Here is a 25665-nt window from a genome sequence, read left to right as displayed (position 1 = left end):
TAAAATTTAGCAGCTCAGTATAACCAAATTTCAGATTCGGGCGAATGAGTTCTGAGCTAACATCAAAAATTAAAATTGTATTTTCTGCAAAAGTCATTTGTAAAAAGCACGGTTTTTGCAAAAATCAATTCATGAATAATAGCCCTCGAACTAAATAACATCGCTATTTAAACGAGGGAAATATATGCCTATAGCATTATTCGCATTGACGCTTAGCGCCTTTGCCATTGGTACAACAGAGTTCGTTATTGTTGGATTAATTCCAACAATGGCAGCAGACCTTAATGTCTCACTGCCTTCTGCAGGATTACTAGTGAGCCTGTACGCCTTAGGTGTTGCTATTGGCGCACCCGTTCTAACCGCTTTAACTGGAAACTGGAAACGAAAAACTGTTCTTCTTTCTGTTATGGCTCTTTTTGTTCTTGGAAACCTTCTGGCCTGGCAGGCTCCGGGATATAGCACATTGGTTACCGCCCGAATCCTTACTGGCCTGGCTCATGGCGTGTTCTTTTCCATAGGATCGACTATCGCTACCGGGCTGGTATCTAAAGACAAAGCAGCAAGTGCTATCGCAATCATGTTTACAGGCCTGACGGTAGCTTTGGTTACAGGGGTTCCATTAGGCACCTGGATTGGTCAGTCGTTTGGCTGGCAGGCTACCTTCCTTATCGTTGCTATTCTTGGGCTTATCGCTCTTATTGGTAGTGCATTCCTGGTTCCTGGAAACCTGAAACAGCCGCCAGCAACAAAACTATCTTCTCAGCTGAAAGTCCTGACAAAACCACGCTTGCTCCTTGTATATGCGATTACCGCTCTTGGGTATGGCGGAACATTTACGGCATTTACTTATCTGGCACCGATACTTGAAAACATTACCGGTTTCGAATCGAGTGCCATTAGTCTTATTATGCTTGTATACGGAGTTTCGGTCGCAGTTGGAAACATCTGGGGTGGCAAGATGGCAGACAAAATGGGACCAACTAAAGCTTTAACATTCATATTTTTGGCCCTTGCTATCATCTTGTTGGTTTTCAATGTGACTGCAGTAAGCAAGTTCGCTGCCGTTGCCACTATTTTGATCTGGGGTGCGTTTGCATTTGGTAATGTTCCTGGTTTACAGGTCTATGTAGTAAAACTGGCAGAAAGGTATGCACCTGATGCGGTTGACGTAGCTTCCGGCTTGAACATCGCGGCATTCAATGTAGGTATAGCTCTGGGTTCATGGGGAGGTGGAATAGTAGTACAGGAAGCAGGACTGATGAACACTCCCTGGATTGGTGCAGTTGTCGTGCTTGCCGCATTGCTACTAACTCGACTAAGCGCAAGGCTCGACAAACATAACGCAACTAGTGAGCCGGTTATTGCCTAGCCTGTAGATTCAAGAGGTAGCGTTGCCTGCCTCTCTATTGAATGTATCGATGGATAATCTCTTCTACAGTACCATCATTGATTAACAGGTTGAGGTGGTGATTAAACTCGCTCAAAAATGCACTTCTCTCAACCTCTTCCCACATAGATCCGACAGCCAGATAACCTGCTTCCTCAGCGATCACAGTCGATAAAACCACGTTGTTCACCTTATCTTCGGAAAAGACATTCTTCAAATACCAAAGAACCGTTACTTTATCGTTGATATGACAGTCTTTCCTGCCTGTTAACACCATATTGAGGGCATTTTCCGGTCCGTTAACCTCTTCAGCACTGATTGTTCTGGTTTCAACAGCACTCCAGAACTCGTCTCCTCCCATCTTTACGCCTCGGCTAAGTGCAAAGGAAAGTTGGCGATAATCTGAAGGCCAGGTTGATCCTTTATCCGAGCTGACACCCTTTTCTTCCAATATGTCAGCATTACAAAAAACGGATGCGTATTCCGTCATCATTGCCGCTGAATAATCGATAAGATAAGGCCTCATCTCCGGAAAATAGTGTGGTGGAAATATCGCTTGAGCCTCGCCTCGTTCTACCATGGATAGTGAACGTTTCCAGGGGTAAAGTTCAATGACAGCAGAGCTATCGCTCATGCGACTCAGTGTCTGCTGTACAATTTCCGTGTAAATACCTTTGTTTTCACCATTTTCCAGGTATGAAAAAGGCGGATGCTGGGAATCACCAACGATAAGAATCTTGCTATACCCATAGGGCACCGCACCTATCGAAATAAGCGTCAATAAAAGTATATTCGAAAACCTAAACTGAAACCGTAGCATTAAAGTTACTCAAATTATTCAGCAATCACGGCTTCTATTAGATTCATTATTATTTCCCATCTATATTTTCAATTTAGTCTTTTTTTCCACATTATCATTAGTATAGAACACTCTCTGAGCCTGGTAGGCCTCCTTATTCAAAGGCGCAAATTGTCTTTAAGTGACAAATTTATGAAATTTTATTACGAGACATTGATCACACTTTTGTTTTGATCTATTATACAAACCATAGATTATGTAATTTTATTACAAACAGGAGACATACTATGTTGTCAGTAATTAAAGAATTATTTGTTCCTCAGAAAGACTATGCGGGCCGTAACATCGATAACGTGATTCACCGTTTGGCTCTTCAAACAGGTACCGACACGTTCTCATGGTCTTACCTAAAAGAACTATCTGTGTATGAAAATACTTCAACAGGAATGAGAGTGTACCCTCACGAAGTTGCTAAGCACGCTGCTTAATTGCAAGTAGCGTACTAAAACTTCTAAGTACACGTAGTCGGGCTTAATCAATTGTTATTTTGATAGATACCCGGTTGCCAGATTTGCATGAGCATTTCTGGATTTTCAATGGGTTTAAACCCATAACGGGCGTAGAGATTGTGAGCATCTTTAGTAGCTAACATGACGCGTCGCAACCCTTGCAGATCGGGATGTTGAATAATGGTTTCAACCAGCCATTTACTCAATCCGTGGCCACGATGCTGTTCCAGGATAAATACATCCGCCAGATAAGCAAAGGTTGCTCGGTCGGTAATTAACCGGGCAAAACCAATCTGTTCACCTGATGGGGCAAATACGCCAAAACAAAACGAGTTGGAAACCGCTTTTTCCAACGTTGTTCTTGGGATACCCGCAGCCCAATAACTTTGAGATATGTACGAATAAATTACGTCGAGATCCATATCTTCAAACTTATCGCTAATAGAATAACCTTCCACTTATATTCTTCCTTGTTAAATCTTGATTTCCGTCTTGAAGAAGTTATCGGATTTTCATGCGACTAGGAAGTTGATTTGTTGTCAAATCTCAGATTTTTAAAGTAGAACTCTTTATCTCGCTCATTGATAGGCCTTAACACTTTACATGGATTCCCTACAGCAACCACGTTAGCGGGAATATCCTTGGTCACGACACTTCCTGCGCCTATGACGCTGTTTTCACCTATTGTCACTCCAGGAAGTACGACTGTGTGAGCGCCAAGCCATACGTTTTTGCCGATATGAATGGGGATATTGAACTGAGCAACATCAATGCGCATTTGCGGATCAATTGGGTGTCCGGCTGTTGCCAGTGTTACGTTGGGACCAATCATGACATGGTCACCTATATAGATATGAGTATCATCGACCAGAGTCAGGTTAAAGTTGGCATATACATTCTTGCCAAGATGGGTATGTTTTCCCCAGTTTGCTCGCAAGGGAGGCTCAATATAAGTACCCTCACCTACCTCGGCGAAAATTTGTTGCAGTAACGATTGTCTTCTGTCGGATTCAGAAGGCCGTGTTTGGTTGAAATCGTACAGGTACTCCAGGCACTCATCTTGTGCTTGCTGGATTTCTTCGCTGTGAAAGTAGATTTGTTGGCTATGGAGGTTGTCCAGGTCACTCATTGTTGGCTCGCAATCGTAGAACGTTTCAAACCACTATTCTAACCTCTGATCGTTGGCCCAATCAGAGGTAATTATTAGCTTAAGATCTCATTAATTAAGAGAAACTTCGACATCCGACTTAACGACTGTGGAACAGGCCAATACATAGCCGTCTTCAATCTCTTGTTCTGTTAAGGTTTCTTTGCTGGTTGATTCAACCTCACCCTTTTCAACCTTACATTTACAAGAACCACAGATACCGCTTCGGCAAGCAGCTATAATCGGTAACCCCGCACTTTCTAGTGAATCGACTAATACACTGCCGTGCTCCGCTTCTACACTAGTACCAAATGATGGGACAGATATACCAACATTAGCTGAAGACTTACCTTCTTCTTCAACCTCCACAGAGGCTTTCGGGGTATAGCTTTCCTGATAGAAGCGTCCCAGGTCGAAGTTCTCTTCTGTCAGATACTGTTTGATATCTTCCATAAATCCAACCGGACCACAGAGATAAACTGTCCTTTCCGAAAGATCAGGGCTCAACTTATACAGCCATTCCTTATCAAGACGACCTTGCGGATGCTCGGTTCCGCTGCTGTCTTTAAGCAAAAGGCGCAGATTGAAGTTATCATGTTGCGTAGCAAGCAACTCCAGCTCATCAAAATAAATTGTATTCTCTTTATTTCGAGCCATATGAATAAAATCGATATCCACTTCGCTGTTATGTTCCAGCCAATACTTGACCATAGACATCACCGGCGTAATACCGCAACCAGCGCTGACCATAGTCACTTTTCCATTATGAGCACAATCGATATTATTAAACGCCCCAGTTGGCTTTAGCAACATCACCGATTGATCTACGTTTAGCTCATCCAGGATAAAGTTTGAAACAAGACCATTTTCTACTTTCTTAACCGTAAACTTCAGCGTCGAATCACCTGGAAGTGAATTTATTGAATATGCGCGATATTCTGTTTTACCGTCTATTTCAAACCCTAAAGACGCAAACTGACCTGGCTTAAAGTTAAATTGCAGATCTTCTTGTTCCGCTTCTAGTTCAAAGCTGACTGAGTCTGGTGTTTCAAACCATTTTTTACGACAAATTAGTTGGACTGAATCTGAATGTGTCCACTCAAACATATTCAACACCTTTTCTAAGAATCAAAAAAACTCCGGTCTAAACAATGATTGAGGTATTAGACCGGAGCAAACAGCAGGATGAACTTATGCTGCCAGAATAGTTTTAAGATCAGCTTCAGGTGTTGAGATGCTACGCATATCGAACTGTTCCTGAATGATCTTGATTAGATTGTCTGTCAGGAATGCTGGTGCTGTAGGACCTGTGTAGATACCTTTCACGCCAAGAGCAAACAGAGTCAGCAAGATAACGATCGCTTTCTGCTCGAACCAGCTAAGAACCAGTGTTAGCGGAAGCTCGTTGATGTCACAGTCGAACTCTTTAGATAGAGCAAGTGCCAACTGAATTGCTGAGTACGCATCATTACACTGGCCCACATCAAGAAGACGAGGGATACCGTTGATGTCGCCAAACTCATTCTTGTTGAAACGGAACTTACCACACGCAAGAGTCAGGATTACGCTGTCTTCAGGAGCTTCAGCGGTGAAGTCAGTGTAGTAACTACGTTCCGCTTTATCACCGTCACAACCACCAACAAGGAAGAAGTGCTTGATATTGCCTTCTTTAACCTGCTCAACCACTGCAGGTGCGGCAGCCATTAGCGCGTTGCGACCGAAGCCAACAGTGATCATGTGCTCGATTTCATCGTGCTTAAAGCCTTCTAGTGACTCAGCGCACTTGATTACTTCACTGAAATCATCGCCTTCAATGTGCGATACACCCGGCCAGCCTACGATGCTGCGAGTAAAGATACGATCAGCATACTGACCAACGTTCGGGTTAAGCAGACAGTTAGACGTCATTACTATTGCGCCAGGGAAGTTAGCAAATTCTTTCTGTTGGTTCTGCCATGCGCTACCGTAGTTACCAACAAGGTGCGGGTACTTCTTAAGCTCTGGGTAAGAGTGAGCAGGAAGCATTTCACCGTTGGTGTATACATTGATGCCTTTACCTTCTGTTTGCTGAAGAATCTTTTCAAGGTCGTGAAGATCGTGACCAGATACAAGGATACACTTACCTTTAACTGGCTTAACGTTAACCTGGCTTGGCTCTGGATGACCGAATGTATCAGTTTCACCTTTGTCCAACATCTCCATTACACGGTAGTTCATCAGACCAATCTTCATAGACGTTTCAAGCAGAGCCTGAAGGTCTGTTGGATCCGTACCCAACCAGCTCATGATTTCGTGATACTCGGCATAAACCGCATTATCAGTCTGCTCAAGAACACGCGCATGCTCCATATAAGCTGCCGCACCTTTCAAACCGTACAGGCAAAGAAGGCGAAGACCAATTACATCTTCATTTTCAGTTTCGTGACCACGGTTTACAGCCGCTTGTGGCGCAACGCCTAGTAGCTCAGTTGCGTCTGCAGGAAGTTCAAATTTAGCTGCTGGTGAAAGCTCTGGGATCTCTTTATCAGAAACCAGCGCAGCTGCACGAACCTGCTCTTCAAGACGTTGCTTGAACTCGTTAGAAGTTTTAGTGAACTCAATGATGCGTTCTGGATCGAAGTTAACGTTCGTCAGAGTAGCGAAGAATGCTTTTGGCGCCCACTGATCGATTTCAGAATCGATAACACCAAACTGGCGTCCAAGATTAGCCCAGAAAGAAACACCTTGTAGAGAATATACAAGTACGTCTTGCAAGTCAGACACTTCTGACGTTTTGCCACACATACCCTGAGCAAAGCTACAGCCTTTAGACGCAGGGGTTTGAATTGTTTGTTCACATTGAATACAGAACATATATGAGCTCCAGTTAATTATTCGATATTACAGGTTCATAGCCTGTAACGATTTTCCGGTAGCCATACTGCACTAACCGTGCCAATTTGTATCTTATTGTTTTTAAAGAATATTATATAAGTCAACTGAGATGTCGTGATGTGCATTTAACATCACTTCGTTGTTAAATATACATCACAGCTAAAATTAAATAACTATTTGATCCCTAAACGCTTACCCATCCTGTACAGGTTTCCCCTGTCCATCTGCAAAAACTCAGCAGCCTTAGCCCATACACCATCACATTGATTTAAGGCGTGCTCTATGAGTTCTTTCTGGTATGACTCTACCATTTCTCTCATCGCGACCGGCTCGTCAGGCAGCTTATTAGATTGTTGTTTATCACTTAGTTGCGCTGTTTCTTCGACACCAAGGTGAGACATACGAATCAGGCTCTCTCCTCTTTGAATGACTCTAAGCCCCGCACGCATTAAGGTATGTTCTAGCTCCCGAACATTCCCAGGCCACTGAAGGGACTCCATGGTAGCAAGACAGGTAGGATGGAGATGGAGATCATGGATATTAAACTGACTTCGAACCTGGTCGAGTATATGACCTGCCAGAACTGAGATATCCCCCTCCCTTTCTCGTAGCGGAGGGACGAAGATAGGAAAAACATTCAGGCGATGATAAAGATCGGCCCTAAACCTGCCCTCAATCACCTCTTGCTCTAGGTTCCGGTTGGTAGCAACAATGATTCTGACATCCACCAGCAAGTTTTTGTCCGCACCAACCCGCTGAACCTCACCTTGCTGGATCACTCGAAGCAATTTCGCCTGAAGTAGTAAAGGAAGTTCGCCAATTTCATCCAGAAACAGTGTACCGCCATCAGCCATTTCGAACTTACCGGCACGGTTAGAATTAGCACCAGTAAACGCGCCTTTAACATGACCAAACAGCTCACTTTCTGCGATGCTTTCTGGTAGTGCTGCGCAGTTTACGTAGATCATCGGTTTGTCTGACCGGGCCGATTGCTCATGAAGAGCATGGGCGACAAGCTCTTTACCTGTTCCGGTTTCACCACTAATCAACACCGCGTAGTTTGATTTGGCCACCATAGAGATATTTTCGCGCAGACGATCTATCTGAGGGCTTATTCCAACCAGCTTGCCGCCTTTGGAACGTGCCTGTTCTATCAGCATCTGATTCACGGTTTTTTGCTGTCGATTCGACTCCTGGAGCGCTTCAAACAAGGTATTGTTCCGAAGGGTTGCAGCAGCTAATGCGGCGAAGGTTTCAATAGTGATGGAATCGATTTTGCTGAATGCCTCGATTTCCATAGCATCCAGTGTAAGTAGGCCAACCAGTTTATCTTCAACATAAAGACTGCATCCCATGCAGTCGTGCACATCAATCGCTTCGTTTGGAGCCCCTAAAAGCAAACCATCAAATGGATCTGGAAGCTCTGAATCGGCACTAAATCTGACTGGCTTTTTGCTTTCAAGAATGGTTTTTAGCCGTGGGTGGTTATCTGGATAGAACTTTTGCCCAAGTACCGCACGAGAGAGCCCATTGACCGCAACAGGGGTAAGAAACCCCTGCTCATCCAGTACAAACAGTGCACTCGCATCACAAGGCAGAACCTGCTGCACCGAATCAATCAATTTCTGATAGTGGTGACCTTTAGATAGATCCCTACTTAAATCCAGCGCTATCTGAAGCAGCACTCTTTCAACGGATGCTTTCATATTGTCTCTTTTTAACAACGTATTAATAGAAAATAGTATCTTGTTGTTATTTGCACATCAACCAGGATGACCATCAGCACGGGGAGTTGCAAGCATATAGCCAAACTTCAGTAGATATAGACCAAAAGAGAAAACCCAAAGAGCAGCAGCAACATTCACATAGGCGATCATATTCTCTGGCTGAAAGGCCACTGCAAAGCTACGGATAACGGCTGCCACAAAAAGCGCCGCAAAACCGTACCAAAACGCAGGCCCTTTATAAATCATACGCCCGGTATGACCCATTGTTACGCGAGCAATCATTGCAAGAATCAGGCCACCAAGTGCACCAACAGCAAAAAGGTGAGTCATTGAGTGCTTAATAAAGCCATCGGTTAAACCGCTAACCAACAACCCTACTGGTATACAGCCGTACGATACATGTAGAGACCAGACAAGTGGCTCACTCAATGTCTGCCATGGCTTCCAGCGTACAAAACGAGCAAGCTGTAACGCACCAGCGACCAGCATCAATGGTGTAGAAAACTCCAAAGAGGCTATTGGAAAAAAGCTCAGAGCAAACAGCAGCACAAGAGAGAGATTCACTGCGTAATCTAGCCATAGGATCGGCTGAGGTTTTTCGCTATTAAATCGTCTTGAAGTAAAGAACGGGATAACACGATTTCCCATCACAGACAGCAGTAATACAAACCACCATAACATTGCCTGCCATACTGCAGATGGTGGGAAAGGAGCCATTCCTTTGATGGTCGCGTAGCTGGCGAAATTTGCAATGATCGCCAGAATAAACAAAGGAACAAAAAACAGGTTCTTCCACCCTTTTGATTGGACAACCCTGAAACCAACTTCATAAGTAACAGAAAGGATGAACAGGGACTCTATTATTGACGTGATCCACAAAGGTGTATCCGTCCAAAACAGAACTCGTGGTAATGCCCAGAGCGCGACAATTAAAGCTAAGCGATAACTTTTTGTGCCGTTCACCCCCGTCCAGGTCTGAACCGCTGTCAATACGAAGCCAGCAACAATCGCCATGGCAAAGGCGAAGAACATTTCGTGAACATGCCACCAGATAGCGGGAACACGCAAAGCGGTTGGCTGACCTGCCTGATACGCATAAACCCATATAACGACAGAGATAATGGAATAGAGAGTACCAAAAAGAAAAAATGGCCTGAAGCCTAAACGGAATAGTGGATGAATACGGTCTTCGGCTGCTTTATCGGTAATATTTAGCAAAATATGTTCCTGGAAATTTAATTCGATACTCAGTATTAGCAGTATCTATGCCAGACCGGATCGATCTGAGAACAATTCAAACAACAAAACCAAAAAACAAACATAAGACATTGTAAATGCTGTAATTTAAATCTACATCCCTGGAGTTAATTTAAAGCAATTTAATATTATTTGTTCGCTGTGGAATCTGATGTTGTTAAAACAATAGGCTTAACGATGTCATAATGACATCATAAATATCAAACTGATAAACCAGATTCAATTGCTTCATATACCGAGCGGAGATATATCTGAATTTGTTACTAATGTCCTTTGAGTTATAAAAACATTAGCATATGATGTTTTATATAAATTCTGATTACATAAGCACAAATACATACATCAGAAATATACAGACGTCAGATAGGAACATAATGAGGCTAAGCAAGAAATTATCTCCGGGGATTGTGCTAGTTGTTTTTTCGTCGCTGATAACATTCGCAATGCTCAAGTTACCCCATGTAAAAAACGATGAACTCTATCAGAGCCAGTTAAAACGTTATTACTCTTATATTCTGGCCGATCAGCTCAGGCAGAGCTCTGATGACCTCACCCGAATGGCAAGGACTTACGTCACCACCAACGATGACAAGTACGAGAAAATGTACTGGGATATCTTAGCCATCAGAAATGGTGAAAAGCCCCGCCCTGAGAATATGGAACGAATATACTGGGATCTGGTTCTTGAATATGGGGATAAACCCAAGAAAGATACCCGGGCAGTTCCTCTTCGGGAATTAATGAAACAAGCTGGATTTTCTCAACATGAACTTCTCATGCTCGATCTTGCGCAACGCAATTCGGATGAATTGGTCAAAACGGAATGAATTGCCATGAATGCGGTGAAAGGCCTCTTTAGAGACGAGAAAGGGAACTTCGTTGTCAAAAGAACACCTGATTCAGATTATGCCCTGCGCATTATGCATGATGCTAAGTATCACCATGATAAGGCATCGATAATGAAACCAATCGACGAGTTTTTACATACACTCGATAAACGAACCGCAGCTGAAGTTGCAGAAAAAAAGCAGAAGCCTCCCTATACGAGGAGTTACTCGCGTTTTGTATCACAATGAATTTTATCGGTATATTGATTGGTAGTTTCTTGCTGCATAGAAGTTGGCAGTTTATTAACAAACTGTCTAATGAACAATTACTCGACAATATAAACGATTAGTAATTTGCGTCGATTATGTTCGCCCTTACATACATATTGACTTACTATTTATAAGTATGACCTACAGTATATTCACGCTAACAATGAGTTCGACAGATAGCTTTGCAGCGACATGCACATAAAGCCATCCATAAATGAGAGCAAGGGATGAGTATCTTTACACCGCCAGAACTAGATCAAGATGTGCTAAACGATGTAGTAGATGAAGTAAGCCTTTTATGTGAAGAGAGTGAGGCAACGCTGCCACTCATCGCTAACGATCCGAAAAATCGAGATCTGTTAGACAAACTTTTCAGATACGTTCATACCATCAAGGGCGATGTTGGCATTGCTCAATTTGAGCCGTTGATGCCGCTGTTAATGGCCTTCGAAGACCTACTTCAGATGGTGAGAGAAGGCCAGCTAGAATATACCAGCCCCATATCTGAACTCCTGCTCTCTATTTTCGATCACGTAAAATCCTTTGCTGACGACTGTGCAAGATACGGTAAAGCCCACTACGATGCAGACATGTTCGACAACGCGACAGAGTCTATAGCAAAGGTCAGAACATACAATGTAGCTAAACACAGCAAGTTTTTTAGACAAGCAATAGATGCACTCGATCCACCTTTGGATGCAAGAAATAGTAGCGAACTGTTAGCCTACAACCCCGAGGAACTAAGAGTAGACTGGGCTGACGAGCTGGAACCAGATCTGGTCTTTTTTAATGAAATAGCCCAGACAGTTGAACGCCGTTTAGATAACTGGAACGGCCGTAGCAACCGGCAACTAAAACTCGCATTGTTACTCAATCAGTATGCAGGCAAACCCATAGACGAAAGCCAATTAAGGGCTGCGGTTTATTTACACGATATTGGCATGTCTATCATCCCTATCAGCCTTTTCCGCCAAAAGGGCTCGCTGTTGGAGTCTGAGGTAAACAGAGTCAGAGGACATGTCATCCGAAGCGCGGGATTTCTGCGTGAAATGCCTCATTGGGAACAGGCCCAACTCTTTATTTATCAACATCACGAACAACCTAATGGTCAGGGGTATCCGGAAGGTTTGTCCAATGATGAAATCTCTCATGGAGCAAGAGTCATCGCGATAGTCGACGCTTTTGAGGCAATGACTCACAACAGGCCAAATAGTGACCATACAAAACGTCCAATGACGCTGGCACTTGAAGAAATAAACAGTAAAAGCGGTAGCCAGTTCTGCCCTTATTGGGTTAATGTTCTCAACCATGTTATGAAAGAGATTCTACCCGCCTCCTGATTTAGATTTACAAAAAATGCTTAAAATATCGAATAATGTTGAACTTGCAGACTGGGAAATCCAGCTCACTGCTATCCGTGCTATGGGAAGCGGTGGCCAGAATGTCAATAAAGTCTCCAGCGCCATCCATTTAAGGTTTGATATTAAGCACTCCACCCTTCCAGATATATATAAACAGAAGCTGCTCGCGCTATCTGACAATCGTATATCTAAAGAAGGTGTTATCGTGATCAAAGCCCAGACTTATCGTACGCAGGAACAAAATCGCGAGGACGCACTAAATCGGCTAAAGGAATTAATAGTTTCTTCTATGGTAACGGTAAAAAAACGCAGACCGACTAAGCCAACAAAAGCCTCTCAGCGTCGAAGGGTTGATGCAAAAAAAGAAATGGAGCAACAAAATCGCTTAGAGGCAAAGTTTCCTTTTAAACTATCCCAAATTCCTATATTTTACCCGCAACTTAAGAGTAGCCCTGATACTGCTTCCCCTTCTTATATTCGAGTAAGAGTCATGACATCAGATAGAGTAAAGTTTATTGCCACAGACATGGACGGAACATTGCTGGATACAAACGGTGAGTTGAATCCCGATTTTTTCGACCTGTTTTCAGAAATGGAAAGCAACGACATCATCTTTGCAGCTGCATCCGGACGCCAGTACTACAGCCTGATTAAGACATTTGGACCAGTTCAGGATCGAATGATGTTTATCGCAGAGAACGGCACTATGGTAATGCACCAGGGGAATGAACTATATAGCTGTACCATGGGTAATGAGTCTATCGCCGACATAGTGAACACAGCTCGCTCGATAGAAGGTGCTCATATTGTGCTTTGCGGTAAAAAGTCTGCTTATGTTGAAACTGAAAACCCTCAGGCGCTTGAGGAGTTCGCAAAATATTATGCGCAGTGTCGATATGTAGAAAACCTTCTTGAAGTTGAGGATGAGTTTATTAAGGTCGCAATCTGTCATTTTGATGGCGCAGAAAAACATATCCACTCGGTTGTAGATCCTAAGTTCGGACATAACCACAAAGTTGTGGTGAGTGCCAAGATCTGGCTTGATGTCATGAGTGCGGTGGCGTCTAAAGGGGCAGCGATAAAACATCTTCAGGACTCTCTTGGTTTTACTTTCGAACAAACCATGAGCTTTGGCGACTACTTTAATGATATAGAAATGCTACAGCAGAGTTACCACTCGTACGCGGTAGAAAACGCTCATGAAGAAGTAAAGAAATACGCCCGTCACATCGCCCCATCGAATAAAGATTACGGTGTATTAACTGTTATCCGCAACTATCTGGAAAGCCTCAACCCTATCGATTAAGACTGAATGGCACACTTTGCTAGCATGCTGTCACTATTGGCTAGTGTGTGACACAATCGGATTGCTTAAAATACGCTCATCAAATCAATACGGTGAGGAACTTACAATGGCAACTTCAAACACGGCACTTATTACTGGCGCATCTGGTGGCATCGGTCTTGAACTGGCTCGCATTCACGCAACGAAAGGCGGTGACATGGTTCTTGTTGCTCGTTCTGAAAACAAACTGCTTGAACTAAAGTCTGAGCTGGAATCTCAATACAAAGTCAACGTCACTGTATTGGCTGAAGACCTTTCTCAACCTGAATCCGCAAAGCGCATTTTTGATAAAACTGAACAGCTTGGCTTGCAGATCGACACACTGATTAACAATGCAGGTTTTGGTGGCCATGGCCTGTTTCATGAACGTGAACTTGAAGCAGATCAGTCGATGATGCAGGTAAATATGGTTTCGTTAACCAACCTGACTCACTATTATTTGAAAGGGATGGTGGCGAGAAATAAAGGACAGATCCTGAATGTGTCATCCACAGCTTCGTTTATACCAGGCCCACTACAGGCGGTATACTATGCCACCAAGGCTTATGTAACTTCATTTACCCAAGCTATTGCTGAAGAAGTAAAAGAGTACAACGTTACCGCGACAGCATTATGCCCCGGAGCAGTAGCAACCGGTTTTGTTTCTGCTGGTGATTTGGATGGTGTTGATATCTGGAAGAATGCCAAATCCCCAGAGTCCGTAGCAAAATGTGGTTATCATGCAATGGAAAAAGGCGAACTGGTCGCCTTTAACGAAGGAAGCCTGAAGTTTATGCTTAACTGGGTTATTCCTTTCTTACCAAGAAAAATGGTGTTGAAGATATCTCGTCAGGCAATGGAAAAGTCGGCTTAACTTAAAAAATAATAAGAGGTGCGCGATGAAAAGAGCCAACAGATTTGTATTAGCTCCATCATGGAAGCTGCTACTTACAGATATGCAGATAGACATCAACGCGGTTCTAGCGCACTCCAAACTGCCCGCAGATCTTTTTAACAGAGGACAGCCTACGCTTACTCCGCTGGAATATTTTCAGCTCTGGCAAGGTATTGATAAAGCAGCGGGAGAGCAAAGTACCCCGTTGCTATTCGCAAAGCATATGAAAGCAGAGTCTTTTGACGCACCAATCTTTGCTTCTATCTGTAGCCCGGATCTGAACACAGCATTGGCTCGTTTAAAGCAGTACAAACCGTTAATCGGACCCATGCTGTTAGATATTGAGCAAACAGATAAACAAACTTCTCTTCAGATTAGTTGTTATGGATATCAGGGGAAATTGCCTAGCTCCCTGAGTCTATGTGAGATGGTGTTTTTCACTCAGTTGTCCCGCTTAGCAACGCGCGAACATATAGTACCGCTTGAAGTTCAGTTGACGGAACTACCAGAAAACATAAAAGAATACGAAGAGTATTTTGGCTGTCGTATCAAGTTAGCCAAGCATGTGGGAATGCGCTTTTCAGCAGAGGATGCGAGCAGACCTTTTATGACTCAAAACGCGCCAATGTGGGAGTTTTTCGAGGCCAAGTTAAACCAGAAGTTGGCTGACATGACATCCGGCGCAGACACCTCGGACAGAGTAAGGGCAGTTTTGATCGAAGCGCTGCCGAGTGGCCAGAGCTCCATTGAGTATGTCGCAGAAAAGCTCGCTATGAGTAAGCGAACGCTTCAGAGAAAGCTGACATCAGAAGCAGAAACTTACCAGTCGGTTCTCCAATCCGTGCGGGCAGAACTCGCCGATCACTATCTGGAAAAGTCAGCCATGTCTCTGGCAGAAATCTCATTCCTGCTGGGATTCAGCGAGTCCAATTCTTTTATCCGGGCGTACAGCTCATGGAAAGGTGTTTCTCCTGGTATGTATAGAGAAACCTGTCACTAGATATAAAACTCATCAGCTAGGTTGTTAAAGCTTTGCCCTTTCCATAACAAGCAAGTAAGCTGATTTCTATCAGAGTAAACACCAGTACCCCAGGTGGTTTATGGCTTTAGACACTATCCTTTTTGATATCAACGAAACCGTCTTAAATCTTGATTCATTAAAATCTAAATTTAAAGATGCATTTGGAGATGAGAAAGTTGCCAGTATCTGGTTTTCGACTTTGTTACACAGCTCGACAGTATGTGTCGTTACTGGGGTAGAAACCAACTTTGCAGAACTGGCAAAAATCGCACTCAAAGATGTTGCTTCCCGACTCGGCGTAAACTTGTCAGATGAGAAAAGCCAGAACATTTTGGGGAGCTTTGCTAATTTGCAACCGCACTGTGACATCATAGGCGCACTGAGCAAATTGCGAACAGCTGGTTATAAAACTGTGGCGTTCTCTAATTCATCACAGCGACTTATAACATCGCAGATCAACAATGCGGGTTTAGTTGATTATTTTGATGAAATTGTATCGGTTGAAGCGACGGGGAGCTTCAAGCCCGACCCGAGAGTATATGAGTATGTTGCTAAGAAGTTAGGCCAGCCAAAAGAGCAACTCCGCCTTGTCGCAACACACGACTGGGACATTCACGGTGCGCTTTCTGTCGGACTAAAGGCGGCTTATATCGACCGCCTTAATTCACCATACAACCCGCTCTACATCCAACCTGATATTAAGGCAGATTCCATGCACGATATCGTAGATGAGATCATCAAATTGGGCAAAATGTACTAATAATTTACTGTTTCGCATCATTATCGCCTTCTTTGTGGAAGCATGTCCGTCACCGAACCGTCAACCAATTCAGCCGCCATTGCAACGGTTTCAGCAAGTGTCGGGTGAGCGTGTACTGTGTGAGCCAGAGTTTTCAACGTTGCTCCACTTTCTATCGCAACAGAGATTTCGTGAATCATTTCACCTGCATTAGCACCGCAAATTCCTGCACCAACTATTTTCCCTGAATCTTTATCAAACAACACCTTGGTGACACCATTTTCTGCGCCAACGCTCAGCGCTCTGCCACTCACCATCCAGGGTACTTTGCCAACGTTATACTCTACGCCTTTCGCCTTCGCTTCTTTTTCAGTTAATCCCGTCCATGCCACTTCTGGAGAGGTATAAGCGACCGACGGAATTGAGGATGGTTTGAAGTGAGAATCCAACCCAGAGATAGCTTCCGATGCTACTTTTGCCTCATGTGTCGCTTTGTGGGCTAACATTGGTCCGGCGACAATATCGCCAATAGCAAAGATATTCGAAACAGCCGTTTTCATCTGACTATCAACAGCGATCAAACCTTTCTCATCAACGGCAATATCTAAAGCTTCGAGACCAATATTTTGCGTATTAGGAGTACGGCCGATTGCCACCAGCACAGCATCAAATGTATCGGATTCTGGTGCTTTGGAACCTTCGAAACAGACTTTAACTCCTGAATCATCTGACTCCATATCTGTAACAAGCGTTTTGGTGTAGATCTGGTATTTTTTCTTTAGCGTTTTATTCAGCGGCATAACAACATCTTTATCTGCCGGAGGAATCACTTGCTCTAAAGCTTCGACGATTGTGATGTCAGAGCCCAGTGCCGAATAAACCTGCGCCATTTCCATTCCGATGATACCGCCGCCAATAATGAGCAATTTGCTTGGAATTTCTTTTAACGCCAAAGCATCGGTAGAGTTCCAGATTCGCTTATCTTCAGGAGCAAAAGGAAGGGATACAGGACGAGAACCAGTCGCGATAATCGCATGCTTAAACTCGATCGTCTGTTCGCCATTATTAACCGTAAGTGTATTCCTGTCCCTGAATTCTCCGCGTCCCTGAACACGAACAACCTTACGCGCTTTACATAGTGAAGCTAGCCCTGATGTCAGTTTGCTAACAGTTTGCTCTTTATGAGATCGTAGTTGTTCAATATCGATATCAACCTCACCAACAGAGATGCCCATCTTATTCGATTCTTTAGCCTCTTCGATAAAGCTGCTGGCATGCAGAAGTGTTTTTGACGGGATACACCCAACATTGACACAAACACCGCCTAATGTAGCTTGTTGCTCGATAAGGCAAACACTCATCCCTAAATCTGCTGCTCTAAACGCCGCTGTATAGCCACCTGGCCCACCGCCAAGTACGGATACATCTACACTAATTAATTCTGTCATTATTTGTCCTTAAATTTAATACGCTACGTATACTCGCGCATATATAGTTTCCTATACGAAACTTTATCTACAAATAACAAGAGATACAACGATAAATTTTATTGAAACAAGGAAGAATGGTTAGCAGAATGCTGTATAGGGGTGTTTACTATTGGAAACAGAAATTAAAAAAGTGCAGGAGGAACTGCACTTTTTCAGAAATAACTCAAAATGTATTAGCTTGATTAGCCTTCAACATTCTCTAGGAATTTAGCTAGCTCATTAACCGCTTGCTGGTTAGGAGACTGAACCGTTACTTCAGTTCCTTTAACTAGACCTAATGTTTGAAGTTTAAACAAGCTTTTTGCAGACGCAGCTTTACCACCAGATACAACTTCTACATCTTCCGCAAACTTCTTCGCTTCTTTAACGAACTGTGCAGCAGGACGAGTGTGTAGACCATTTTCAGCTGTGATTACTGCAGTTTTTTTATACATATTTTTTACCCCTTGAATTAATTGCCTCCATTTTTACCTATTATTCTTCCTAACTTCTGAGATCTGTGCCCGATTTATTGAACTAATCACCATTCTATTTGTAACATGTGATGTCCATATTTCTTCTCCGGCTCATCATTTCCAATTTATCTCAATTTCATTCTGTTCTAGTTCGATCTAACCATCTCGCCCTACAAGCGGGAACGTTCTCAATTAAAATAGAAAATATCATCTAAACATAACGCATTGAACTCTGTGCTTTTTCAAGTGCTTATTGGCCGTTTCTCTTCATACCTCCCCCAGAAACCTGTAATAAAACCTCACAACACCCTTATTACAAGGCTCTTAATCGATACAGAAATACTGAGCGCTCCATCACACTTTACCGCACCGCCTTTTGACTAATTATAAAATAAATAGAGAATTCGGTTTGCAAACGTTCCCGATACACTTAAGATTGAATTCGAATACTCGATAAAAGACAACCGGAGTAAGATATGAATTACCCTGCTGTAGCAAAAGAACTGTTATCGCTGATTGGCGGTAAAGATAACATCCAAGCGCTGGCTCACTGTGCAACGCGTCTGCGCCTGGCTCTTAAAGATGAATCTCTAGTCGATGAAAAGGCAATCGAAGATCTAGAAGGCGTGAAAGGTCAGTTCAAGGTTGCCGGGCAGTACCAAATTATTTTTGGTTCAGGCATCGTGAATCAGGTTCATGCAGAGCTGGCCAAACTTACTGGCCTAGCCGACATGTCTACCCGTGACGTAGCAGCTGCGGGCGCGGAAAAGCAGAACGTGGTTCAACGTGCAGTTAAAGGTTTGTCAGATATCTTCGTACCTATTATTCCTGCTATCGTTGCGGGTGGCCTGTTGATGGGTATCTTCAACCTACTAACGGCTTCTGGACTGTTTATTGAAGGTCAATCGCTGATCGAAGCATACCCAGGTATGGCAGATCTAGCGAGCATGATCAACACATTTGCTAATGCCCCATTTGTTTATCTACCTGTTCTGTTAGCCTTCTCTGCTTCTAAAAAATTCGGCGGTAACCCATTCCTTGGTGCAGCGCTGGGGATGTTGATGGTTCACCCAGACCTGTTGAACGGTTGGGGCTTCGGTGGCGCAAGTGTTGCTGGAACCATTCCTACCTGGAACATCTTCGGGTTTGAGATTCAAAAAGTCGGTTACCAGGGCTCTGTACTACCAGTACTTGTATCAGCATTTATTCTGGCTAAAGTCGAAAACGGCCTTCGCAAGTTTATCCCATCGGTACTGGATAACCTATTGACTCCAATGCTGGCAATCTTTATCACTGGCTTCCTGACGTTTACACTTGTTGGCCCGGCTACACGTGATATCGGCTTCCTGCTTGGTGACGGTCTGAACTGGCTATACGATTCAGCTGGCTTCGTTGGTGGCGCACTGTTTGGCTTTATCTACGCTCCGTTCGTAATTACAGGCATGCACCACAGCTTCATTGCTATCGAAACTCAGCTACTGGCAGACATCGCAATCACAGGTGGTACTTTCATCTTCCCTATTGCTGCAATGTCTAACATTGCTCAGGGTGGTGCAGCGCTAGCGGTTGGCTTTACAACCAAAGACCTTAAAACCAAAGGTGTTGCGATGCCATCAGGTGTCACTGCCCTACTAGGTATTACTGAGCCAGCAATGTTCGGTGTAAACCTTAAGCTACGATACCCGTTCATCGCAGCAATCTGTGCAGCAGCGGTATCAAGTGCGTTCCTGACAATGTTCAATGTTAAAGCTCAAGCACTGGGTGCAGCAGGTCTGCCGGGTATTATCTCTATCCGCCCTGACAGCATTAGCGTTTACGTGATTGGCATGCTGGTTTCATTCGCGCTTTCTTTTGGTCTGACTATTGTGCTTGGCGCTCGTCAGAAAACTAAAGAAGCAAAACTTCAAAAAGCAGCCGCTTAATACAATAACTCAAAGAGAACTTCCCGTTTGATGATGTTGCCCGTTGATTTTTCAACGGGCTTTTTTCTTCTGCAAAGCCTACCTGACTCCAAATACATTGACAGTAGCTATAGATCCAATCCGAACAAAAACACTGAGAATGTCCAGCACAATACTTCCGACAAAGTGACCAACCCATAACTTTTCAATGACATAAACCGTTTATATTCCGCTCCCAAACTCTCACCAGCTCATCCTCCGGATGTATGGAGCAAGATATATGAAAGAAAGAATAGCCTGGGTGGATATATCAAGAGGAATGGCTTTCCTCATGATTATTTACTCACATCTCGATTTTACCAATGAAACACTCATGGCGTATTTCACGCCAATGTTCTTAACCACTTTCTTTTTTGTTTCTGGTTACTTGTTCAACACAAAATACAGCTTTATTGAAGTTATCGAACAGAGATTCCGAACCATTCTGATCCCATTTTTTATTTATGGCGTTATCAATATAGTTCTTACACAGATATTAACTTTTGGAGACAAGCCACCAATTGCAGAAGCGTTTTACAACTTCTTTATGCAAATACGCGGGCATGACGATGGTCTTTGGTTCCTGGCGAGCCTGTTTGTGTCTACAATACCGTTTTATTTTATGGTCAAGTACACAAAAGGCGTTGCTTTAATCGCACTTTCGACGCTTTTTATGGCGGTAAATCATTATATAAACTCGGCACCAATCCCCTGGCATATTGAGCTAATCGCACCCTCTGTGTTTTATATGTCGCTGGGTTTTGTTTATAAACAATATGAACAAGTTTTGGCTCGTATAATAACAGCCAAAGTAGCGATAATATCTGCCTTAGTTTATCTTCCGCTAGTTACTGCTCATTATCGAAATTTTGCAGAACATGTAAGCTTTACGACCACGAACTATGTGTTAGATGGTTTAGTCATCACCTTGCTTGGCCTGATTATCTGTATCTATGTTTCTAAGAAAGTAGACAAACTAAGTGGATTTCTAACCTTTATTGGTTCAAATTCGCTGCTTTATTTTTGCTTGCACGGAAAAGTGTTTTCTATACAACAGAAAATTATTTACACCGTATTCAATCAGCTACAGCTGGAGATCACTCCGGCAATACAATTAGCGCTTGGTTTTACCATTACTATTCTGACAGCCATTATTTTGATGCTACCTGTTACTATCATTAACAGATACTTCAAGTGGACAATCGGACGAGGCTTCCGTTTAACTGGTAAGCCATCCCCTCTTCAAGCTTCATAATATAAAATCAACAGAGGGTGTAAGTCGTTTCACCCTCTGTATCTTCCTTCATATTTGAAATATCCCAGCTGTGACATATGCTTTCTAATAAGGGAATAAAAATTCCTATAGAAAAAAGAATAGTAAATAAATGTCATTGGCTAGAGTCAGGATATGATCAGATATCTTTGGGTTGTTTTAGTTCTATTGAGCCACTCTTTATCAGCTTCAGGTCTGAGGATTGATGACGACTTTAAACACTTAAATCTGCCGCCTCCTCTGGCAACGCTAGTCGATCACAACGACCGCAACGCAGAACAAATTTTTGAGCTGACAACCTTTAATTCCAAGTTATATCAAACCTCCATCAATCCAAATACCGATAATTACTGGTATAAAATCGAACTGTTCGCCTCACAACTCAGTAATCCCAAAGATCTAGCTCTGGTGTCTCAAAATCACCTGTTACAACACCTTGATATTTATTTGTTTAGAGATGGGGAGTTAATTCAATCGAAGCTGCTTGGCATCCATAGCCGACCGGCTACAAACGAGCTCTATCAGGGGGTGGTATTCAAATTTACTATGGCACCCAAAGAGCAAATTACGTTGCTAATACGAAAGCAAAGCGATGGCCCTGCGATTTTACCGCTTAGCCTGATGGATACGCAGACATTCGAAGACACTCAGACGCAAACGCTCCTGTTTTGGGGGGCAACCATCGGCATATTTCTGGCCCTGGCAATATACAATGCCGTTGTTTTCTCTCTCAACTTTAACAGCGCACAATATGGCTGGTACTTGCTGTTTCAGTTACTCATGTTCCTGAACTTTGCACCTTTGCACGGGTTTGGGTATCTGCTATTTCCAGACCAGTTTGTGCGCTTGTTGGCCAACAACATGGGTACCATGCACCTAATGTTGTTATGGTGTGCACTTATGTTTGCCAAACATTTTCTTGATATCAAAAAATATCGTCCAAGGCTTGGTATGGCGCTCAATAAAAGTGTCTGGATATTCTTGTTTCTGCTTGTTGTCAATTTTCAAATAACTGAGCTACAAAGAATGTACGTCACCACTGTAATGCTCATCATTGTCAGTTACGTATGTATTAGCTCTGCCATCGTTGCTATTAAACATAAATACTATCCCGCTTCATACTATCTTCTATCGTGGTTGAGCACCTGTTTTGGAGCTAGTGTTGGCTTTCTTACCTACAGTAATCTGATTCCACAAAACATGGTGACAATGCACGCCTTTATGCTTGGCGTTTTAGGTGAACTGTACCTGCTGTCTATTGGCCTTGCCAAACGCCTGCAATATCATGAGCTACAAGACAGACAGCATCGCCTTCTGGATCAAACCCTGAACATGCCAAATCAGAACTTTTACCAATATGCTCTTAAAAAGCAATTCCGAGAACAAGAAGTCGACACAACAAAAATTCGGCTTATTTTGATTTACATGGAAGGTTTGGATCACCTTATTAGTGCATTAGGTACCGATAAGGTAGCCACTGAAACCAGAAGTGTAATGCTGAAGGTCGGCAAAAAAGTATCCAGGCTACCCTGGCAGCTTAATATTCACCTAAACAAAAGCCACTTCGGCATTTCTATTCCACCTATGCAGACCATGGTATTTGTAGATAATGAAGTTAGTGTTGAACAACAGGTTAAAACGTTGCTTGAAATCTGGCGGGTTGAATTAGCGGATACCCTCTATTTTTCAGATATTCACGTGAGAGCTGCAAGTGTTGAGTGTGGCGACGACGATATCACAAACCTTCACCAAAAAGCATATATGGCACTGTTAGAGGCGCAAAAAAGTGGAATGCCATGGCTACCGTACAACAAGCAAATGATTGAGAAAGTAGAAACTCATATTCATATTTTGCACGAGTTACGGCTAGCTATCGCAAATCAGGAAATTGATATTTTTGTTCAACCTAAGGTAGATATTACGAGTAACAAAGTCATCGGTGGCGAAGCTTTGATGCGTTGGCCTCATAAACAACTCGGTATGGTGCCTCCCAACGTGTTTATTCCGTTGGCAGAACAAAGTGGACTCATTCACAGCCTGACTCTTATCGCTATCAACAAGATGTTTGCCTGGATTGTGAACACACCAAAACACTTTAGTTTGTCCATAAACATATCCGCTATCGATCTGATGCAAGAGGATTTTATCAATCACCTCGAACATGCCAGCACCCAGTATGCAGTTGACCCTGCCCGCATTACATTGGAAATAACGGAGTCTCAGGAACTGGATAATTCGAAACAACTAATAAAGAAAATAGGCGCGATAAAACAACTCGGCTTTGCTATTTCGCTAGATGACTTTGGTACAGGGTATTCCTCAATGGCTTACCTCAGCCAATTGGCAGTCGATGAAGTTAAAGTAGATATGATGTTTGTTAAAGAGATACAGAATAATGTCACCAATCAGGCAATCGTTAAAACCCTGCTCAACATGGCTGATATTTTAGGAGCTAGGGTCGTAGTTGAGGGGATAGAGACAAAAGAAGAGCTAGCCATGATTCGTGAATTGGGTGGTTGTGTTGGGCAGGGATATTACTGGTCTCAGGCAATTGCTGTGGAAAGTTTCCAACAGCAATTTCTGGACGCTGAAGCAGATGACAAGGCTTTAGTTAATAGTCGCTAGGGTCTGCTAGCCCTAGCTCCTTCCATGCTCAGACATATAATCGATGTCCGGCCCTAACGGTACCACTTGTGTCGGGTTTATCATCGTATGGCTGAAATAGTAGTGACGTTTAATATGGTAAAAATCGACTGTTTCAGCAACGCCCACGTACTGATATAACTCCCTCATATACCCACGGATATTTTTATACTGTTCTATTTGCTTTTGATTGCACTTGAAATGACCAACGTAAACAGCGTCAAACCGAATCAAAGTGGTAAACAGGCGCCAATCGGCTTCGGTGATTTGATCTCCAATCAGGTATCTTTGATCCGCTAATTTTTCCTCTAACTGACCCAGTGCATCAAAAAGCGCTGTGTAAGCATCTACATAGGCTTCCTGACTGGTAGCAAATCCCGCTTTATAAACACCATTGTTGATATTGTGATAAACGAAGTTATTAACCTCTTCTATTTCACTAGCCAACTCAGCCGGATAGAAATCCAGTGTGTTCCCTGTGACTTCATCAAATGCAGAGTTAAACATACGAATGATTTCCGACGATTCATTGCTCACAATCCGGTTCAGTTTTTTGTCCCATAAAACGGGCACTGTTACTCGACCGGAATAGTCAGACTTATTTCGGGTATAGACCTGATGAAGAAAGTCGTAGTCAAATAAATGATCGCCTGTACTGTGATTAGATTTATCAAAAGTCCAACCGTTTTCCAGCATATCCGGGCTTACAACTGATACCGTTATATGCTCTTCAAGCCCCTTGATTTTTCTGAATATCAAAGTTCGGTGTGCCCAGGGACAAGCAAGAGATACGTACAAATGGTAACGGCCTGATTCAGCCTTAAAACCACCCTCTCCTGTCGGCCCTGCAGAACCATCAACCGTAATCCAGTTTCTCAACTGTGCATCTTCGCGCTGAAAAGTCCCTTTGCTTGATTTGGTGTCATACCACTTGTCATGCCATACACCGTTAACTAGTAAGCCCATCTTTACTCTCCTGTCCCAGGTTTTGCTGATACTAAGGTAAATCGAATATAAGTGCAGTAACGGTGTCGTCACCGCTGTTTTTTAGCTCTAAGCTATCTTGATTTTCAACTTTCGCTCCATCTCCAGGACTCAGGCTTGTTGCATCAACTAAGAGCGTCCCAGTAACCTGATGAACATACACGTTTCTTCCTAGCTCAATATCAAAGTCTATTGTTGAGCCAGGCTCAAGGATAAGCTGATGCAACTTAGCGTCCTGTTTAATTTGTAGTGTTCCATTTTCACCCGTTGGTGTTGCTATAGTAGTAATGCCTTGATCGTGACCAAAATCTTTCTGCTGATAACCCGGTGTTCCACCAAATTCGTTTGGTTCTATCCAGATTTGCAAAAGAGCCAGCTTGTCGACCTGAGATGCATTGTATTCACTGTGATAGATACCTTTGCCAGCGGACATCAATTGAAATTCCCCTGCGGGCAATACCCGTACATTCCCCTCGCTATCTTTGTGTTCAATACTTCCATCGGTGATGTAAGTAATAATTTCCATATCACGGTGGCCGTGAGTATCGAAACCCGCGCCCGGATAAATGAGATCATCATTGATAACCCTTAGGGAAGAAAAACCCATATGAGCAGGGTCGTAGTAGTCAGCAAACGAAAATGAGTATTTGGTATCGAGCCAACCGTAATTTGCCTGTCCTCTATCTTGTGCGTACCGTACAGTAATCATGTTTACCTCTTCATCTTCAATTTTTTTAATCAAA

23 protein-coding genes and 1 pseudogene are annotated in these 25665 nt (G+C 43.2%); 13 read left to right on the top strand and 11 right to left on the bottom strand.

Annotated elements, in window-relative coordinates; genetic code table 11:
* The first annotated feature begins 184 nt into the window (after nucleotides 1-184).
* Entirely contained in the window at nucleotides 185-1369 is a 1185-nt protein-coding gene (locus tag P7F88_RS02890) for an MFS transporter (RefSeq protein WP_277821848.1), read from the top strand.
* A 34-nt stretch (nucleotides 1370-1403) separates the two neighbouring features.
* On the opposite strand, the gene P7F88_RS02885 is transcribed toward P7F88_RS02890, so the two are convergent.
* Nucleotides 1404-2168 (bottom strand): substrate-binding periplasmic protein, encoded by a 765-nt coding sequence (locus P7F88_RS02885; RefSeq protein ID WP_277821847.1) that lies wholly within the window; start codon nucleotides 2166-2168, stop codon nucleotides 1404-1406.
* Between the two features lie 305 nt (nucleotides 2169-2473).
* Here P7F88_RS02885 and P7F88_RS02880 point away from each other — a divergent pair, with 305 nt between their 5' ends.
* On the top strand, nucleotides 2474-2674 hold the full coding sequence (locus P7F88_RS02880) for a hypothetical protein (RefSeq protein ID WP_277821846.1): 201 nt from the start codon (nucleotides 2474-2476) through the stop codon (nucleotides 2672-2674).
* A 47-nt stretch (nucleotides 2675-2721) separates the two neighbouring features.
* Here the strand turns inward: P7F88_RS02880 and P7F88_RS02875 are convergent, their stop codons facing one another.
* The 6 genes from P7F88_RS02875 to P7F88_RS02850 form a co-directional block, all read right to left on the bottom strand.
* Nucleotides 2722-3153 (bottom strand): GNAT family N-acetyltransferase, encoded by a 432-nt coding sequence (locus tag P7F88_RS02875; RefSeq protein ID WP_277821845.1) that lies wholly within the window; start codon nucleotides 3151-3153, stop codon nucleotides 2722-2724.
* Nucleotides 3154-3215: 62 nt separating this feature from the next.
* Nucleotides 3216-3824 (bottom strand): sugar O-acetyltransferase, encoded by a 609-nt coding sequence (locus P7F88_RS02870; protein ID WP_277821844.1) that lies wholly within the window; start codon nucleotides 3822-3824, stop codon nucleotides 3216-3218.
* Between the two features lie 90 nt (nucleotides 3825-3914).
* Nucleotides 3915-4949, bottom strand: coding sequence for an FAD-binding oxidoreductase (locus P7F88_RS02865; RefSeq protein ID WP_277821843.1), 1035 nt, complete (start codon nucleotides 4947-4949; stop codon nucleotides 3915-3917).
* Nucleotides 4950-5033: 84 nt separating this feature from the next.
* Nucleotides 5034-6695 (bottom strand): hydroxylamine reductase, encoded by a 1662-nt coding sequence (gene hcp / locus P7F88_RS02860; RefSeq protein ID WP_277821842.1) that lies wholly within the window; start codon nucleotides 6693-6695, stop codon nucleotides 5034-5036.
* A gap of 194 nt (nucleotides 6696-6889) precedes the next feature.
* Nucleotides 6890-8422, bottom strand: coding sequence for a nitric oxide reductase transcriptional regulator NorR (gene norR / locus P7F88_RS02855; RefSeq protein WP_277821841.1), 1533 nt, complete (start codon nucleotides 8420-8422; stop codon nucleotides 6890-6892).
* A 57-nt stretch (nucleotides 8423-8479) separates the two neighbouring features.
* Nucleotides 8480-9661, bottom strand: a complete 1182-nt coding sequence (locus P7F88_RS02850) for an NnrS family protein (RefSeq protein WP_277821840.1) — start codon at nucleotides 9659-9661, stop codon at nucleotides 8480-8482.
* Between the two features lie 413 nt (nucleotides 9662-10074).
* Here P7F88_RS02850 and P7F88_RS02845 point away from each other — a divergent pair, with 413 nt between their 5' ends.
* The 8 genes and pseudogenes from P7F88_RS02845 to P7F88_RS02810 all read left to right on the top strand — a co-directional run bounded on the left by P7F88_RS02845 (nucleotide 10075) and on the right by P7F88_RS02810 (nucleotide 16158).
* Entirely contained in the window at nucleotides 10075-10527 is a 453-nt protein-coding gene (locus P7F88_RS02845) for a hypothetical protein (RefSeq protein ID WP_277821839.1), read from the top strand.
* Nucleotides 10528-10533: 6 nt separating this feature from the next.
* Nucleotides 10534-10776, top strand: coding sequence for a hypothetical protein (locus P7F88_RS02840; protein ID WP_277821838.1), 243 nt, complete (start codon nucleotides 10534-10536; stop codon nucleotides 10774-10776).
* A gap of 248 nt (nucleotides 10777-11024) precedes the next feature.
* A complete protein-coding gene (locus tag P7F88_RS02835) occupies nucleotides 11025-12137 on the top strand; it encodes an HD-GYP domain-containing protein (protein ID WP_277821837.1) in 1113 nt (370 codons plus the stop codon).
* Between the two features lie 16 nt (nucleotides 12138-12153).
* Nucleotides 12154-12566: pseudogene (gene arfB / locus P7F88_RS02830) on the top strand (alternative ribosome rescue aminoacyl-tRNA hydrolase ArfB).
* A gap of 82 nt (nucleotides 12567-12648) precedes the next feature.
* On the top strand, nucleotides 12649-13464 hold the full coding sequence (locus P7F88_RS02825; protein ID WP_277821836.1) for a Cof-type HAD-IIB family hydrolase: 816 nt from the start codon (nucleotides 12649-12651) through the stop codon (nucleotides 13462-13464).
* A gap of 106 nt (nucleotides 13465-13570) precedes the next feature.
* Nucleotides 13571-14356 carry an SDR family NAD(P)-dependent oxidoreductase gene (locus P7F88_RS02820; protein WP_277821835.1) on the top strand — a complete coding sequence of 262 codons (786 nt, stop codon included), beginning with the start codon at nucleotides 13571-13573 and terminating at the stop codon, nucleotides 14354-14356.
* Nucleotides 14357-14381: 25 nt separating this feature from the next.
* The gene (locus P7F88_RS02815) at nucleotides 14382-15377 is read left to right on the top strand and encodes an AraC family transcriptional regulator (protein ID WP_277821834.1); all 996 of its coding nucleotides are present in this window, start codon (nucleotides 14382-14384) and stop codon (nucleotides 15375-15377) included.
* A gap of 100 nt (nucleotides 15378-15477) precedes the next feature.
* Complete coding sequence (locus P7F88_RS02810) at nucleotides 15478-16158, top strand: haloacid dehalogenase type II (RefSeq protein ID WP_277821833.1); 681 nt, start codon at nucleotides 15478-15480, stop codon at nucleotides 16156-16158.
* 20 nt (nucleotides 16159-16178) lie between these two features.
* Here P7F88_RS02810 and lpdA read toward each other — a convergent pair whose 3' ends face one another.
* Together lpdA and P7F88_RS02800 are read right to left on the bottom strand one after the other, a co-directional pair.
* Nucleotides 16179-17585, bottom strand: a complete 1407-nt coding sequence (gene lpdA, locus P7F88_RS02805) for a dihydrolipoyl dehydrogenase (protein ID WP_277821832.1) — start codon at nucleotides 17583-17585, stop codon at nucleotides 16179-16181.
* Between the two features lie 224 nt (nucleotides 17586-17809).
* Nucleotides 17810-18061: an HPr family phosphocarrier protein gene (locus P7F88_RS02800; protein WP_277821831.1), complete on the bottom strand. Its 252-nt coding sequence runs from the start codon at nucleotides 18059-18061 to the stop codon at nucleotides 17810-17812.
* Nucleotides 18062-18558: 497 nt separating this feature from the next.
* Here P7F88_RS02800 and P7F88_RS02795 point away from each other — a divergent pair, with 497 nt between their 5' ends.
* From P7F88_RS02795 to P7F88_RS02785, 3 genes are all read left to right on the top strand, one after another.
* A complete protein-coding gene (locus P7F88_RS02795; protein ID WP_277821830.1) occupies nucleotides 18559-20004 on the top strand; it encodes a sucrose-specific PTS transporter subunit IIBC in 1446 nt (481 codons plus the stop codon).
* 259 nt (nucleotides 20005-20263) lie between these two features.
* Nucleotides 20264-21277 carry an acyltransferase family protein gene (locus P7F88_RS02790; RefSeq protein WP_277821829.1) on the top strand — a complete coding sequence of 338 codons (1014 nt, stop codon included), beginning with the start codon at nucleotides 20264-20266 and terminating at the stop codon, nucleotides 21275-21277.
* A 153-nt stretch (nucleotides 21278-21430) separates the two neighbouring features.
* Nucleotides 21431-23920 carry an EAL domain-containing protein gene (locus P7F88_RS02785; protein ID WP_277821828.1) on the top strand — a complete coding sequence of 830 codons (2490 nt, stop codon included), beginning with the start codon at nucleotides 21431-21433 and terminating at the stop codon, nucleotides 23918-23920.
* A 12-nt stretch (nucleotides 23921-23932) separates the two neighbouring features.
* On the opposite strand, the gene P7F88_RS02780 is transcribed toward P7F88_RS02785, so the two are convergent.
* Together P7F88_RS02780 and P7F88_RS02775 are read right to left on the bottom strand one after the other, a co-directional pair.
* On the bottom strand, nucleotides 23933-24904 hold the full coding sequence (locus tag P7F88_RS02780) for a glutathione S-transferase family protein (protein ID WP_277821827.1): 972 nt from the start codon (nucleotides 24902-24904) through the stop codon (nucleotides 23933-23935).
* Between the two features lie 31 nt (nucleotides 24905-24935).
* Nucleotides 24936-25631: a pirin family protein gene (locus tag P7F88_RS02775; protein WP_277824522.1), complete on the bottom strand. Its 696-nt coding sequence runs from the start codon at nucleotides 25629-25631 to the stop codon at nucleotides 24936-24938.
* Nucleotides 25632-25665: the final 34 nt, after the last annotated feature.

Source organism: Vibrio hannami (assembly GCF_029589055.1).
GTDB lineage: Bacteria > Pseudomonadota > Gammaproteobacteria > Enterobacterales > Vibrionaceae > Vibrio > Vibrio hannami.
The sequence above is the reverse complement of the archived record's forward strand: the minus strand, read 5'-3'. Positions and strand labels throughout refer to the sequence as shown.

Coding starts and splice junctions, on each gene's coding strand:
- P7F88_RS02890 (WP_277821848.1), top strand. CDS start 185: ATGCCTATAGCATTATTCGCATTGACGCTTAGCGCCTTTGCCATTGGT.
- P7F88_RS02790 (WP_277821829.1), top strand. CDS start 20,264: ATGAAAGAAAGAATAGCCTGGGTGGATATATCAAGAGGAATGGCTTTC.
- P7F88_RS02775 (WP_277824522.1), bottom strand. CDS start 25,631: ATGATTACTGTACGGTACGCACAAGATAGAGGACAGGCAAATTACGGT.
- P7F88_RS02815 (WP_277821834.1), top strand. CDS start 14,382: ATGAAAAGAGCCAACAGATTTGTATTAGCTCCATCATGGAAGCTGCTA.
- hcp (WP_277821842.1), bottom strand. CDS start 6,695: ATGTTCTGTATTCAATGTGAACAAACAATTCAAACCCCTGCGTCTAAA.
- lpdA (WP_277821832.1), bottom strand. CDS start 17,585: ATGACAGAATTAATTAGTGTAGATGTATCCGTACTTGGCGGTGGGCCA.
- P7F88_RS02825 (WP_277821836.1), top strand. CDS start 12,649: ATGACATCAGATAGAGTAAAGTTTATTGCCACAGACATGGACGGAACA.
- P7F88_RS02810 (WP_277821833.1), top strand. CDS start 15,478: ATGGCTTTAGACACTATCCTTTTTGATATCAACGAAACCGTCTTAAAT.
- P7F88_RS02865 (WP_277821843.1), bottom strand. CDS start 4,949: ATGTTTGAGTGGACACATTCAGATTCAGTCCAACTAATTTGTCGTAAA.
- P7F88_RS02780 (WP_277821827.1), bottom strand. CDS start 24,904: ATGGGCTTACTAGTTAACGGTGTATGGCATGACAAGTGGTATGACACC.
- P7F88_RS02785 (WP_277821828.1), top strand. CDS start 21,431: ATGATCAGATATCTTTGGGTTGTTTTAGTTCTATTGAGCCACTCTTTA.
- P7F88_RS02845 (WP_277821839.1), top strand. CDS start 10,075: ATGAGGCTAAGCAAGAAATTATCTCCGGGGATTGTGCTAGTTGTTTTT.
- P7F88_RS02820 (WP_277821835.1), top strand. CDS start 13,571: ATGGCAACTTCAAACACGGCACTTATTACTGGCGCATCTGGTGGCATC.
- P7F88_RS02880 (WP_277821846.1), top strand. CDS start 2,474: ATGTTGTCAGTAATTAAAGAATTATTTGTTCCTCAGAAAGACTATGCG.
- P7F88_RS02795 (WP_277821830.1), top strand. CDS start 18,559: ATGAATTACCCTGCTGTAGCAAAAGAACTGTTATCGCTGATTGGCGGT.
- norR (WP_277821841.1), bottom strand. CDS start 8,422: ATGAAAGCATCCGTTGAAAGAGTGCTGCTTCAGATAGCGCTGGATTTA.
- P7F88_RS02840 (WP_277821838.1), top strand. CDS start 10,534: ATGAATGCGGTGAAAGGCCTCTTTAGAGACGAGAAAGGGAACTTCGTT.
- P7F88_RS02870 (WP_277821844.1), bottom strand. CDS start 3,824: ATGAGTGACCTGGACAACCTCCATAGCCAACAAATCTACTTTCACAGC.
- P7F88_RS02800 (WP_277821831.1), bottom strand. CDS start 18,061: ATGTATAAAAAAACTGCAGTAATCACAGCTGAAAATGGTCTACACACT.
- P7F88_RS02835 (WP_277821837.1), top strand. CDS start 11,025: ATGAGTATCTTTACACCGCCAGAACTAGATCAAGATGTGCTAAACGAT.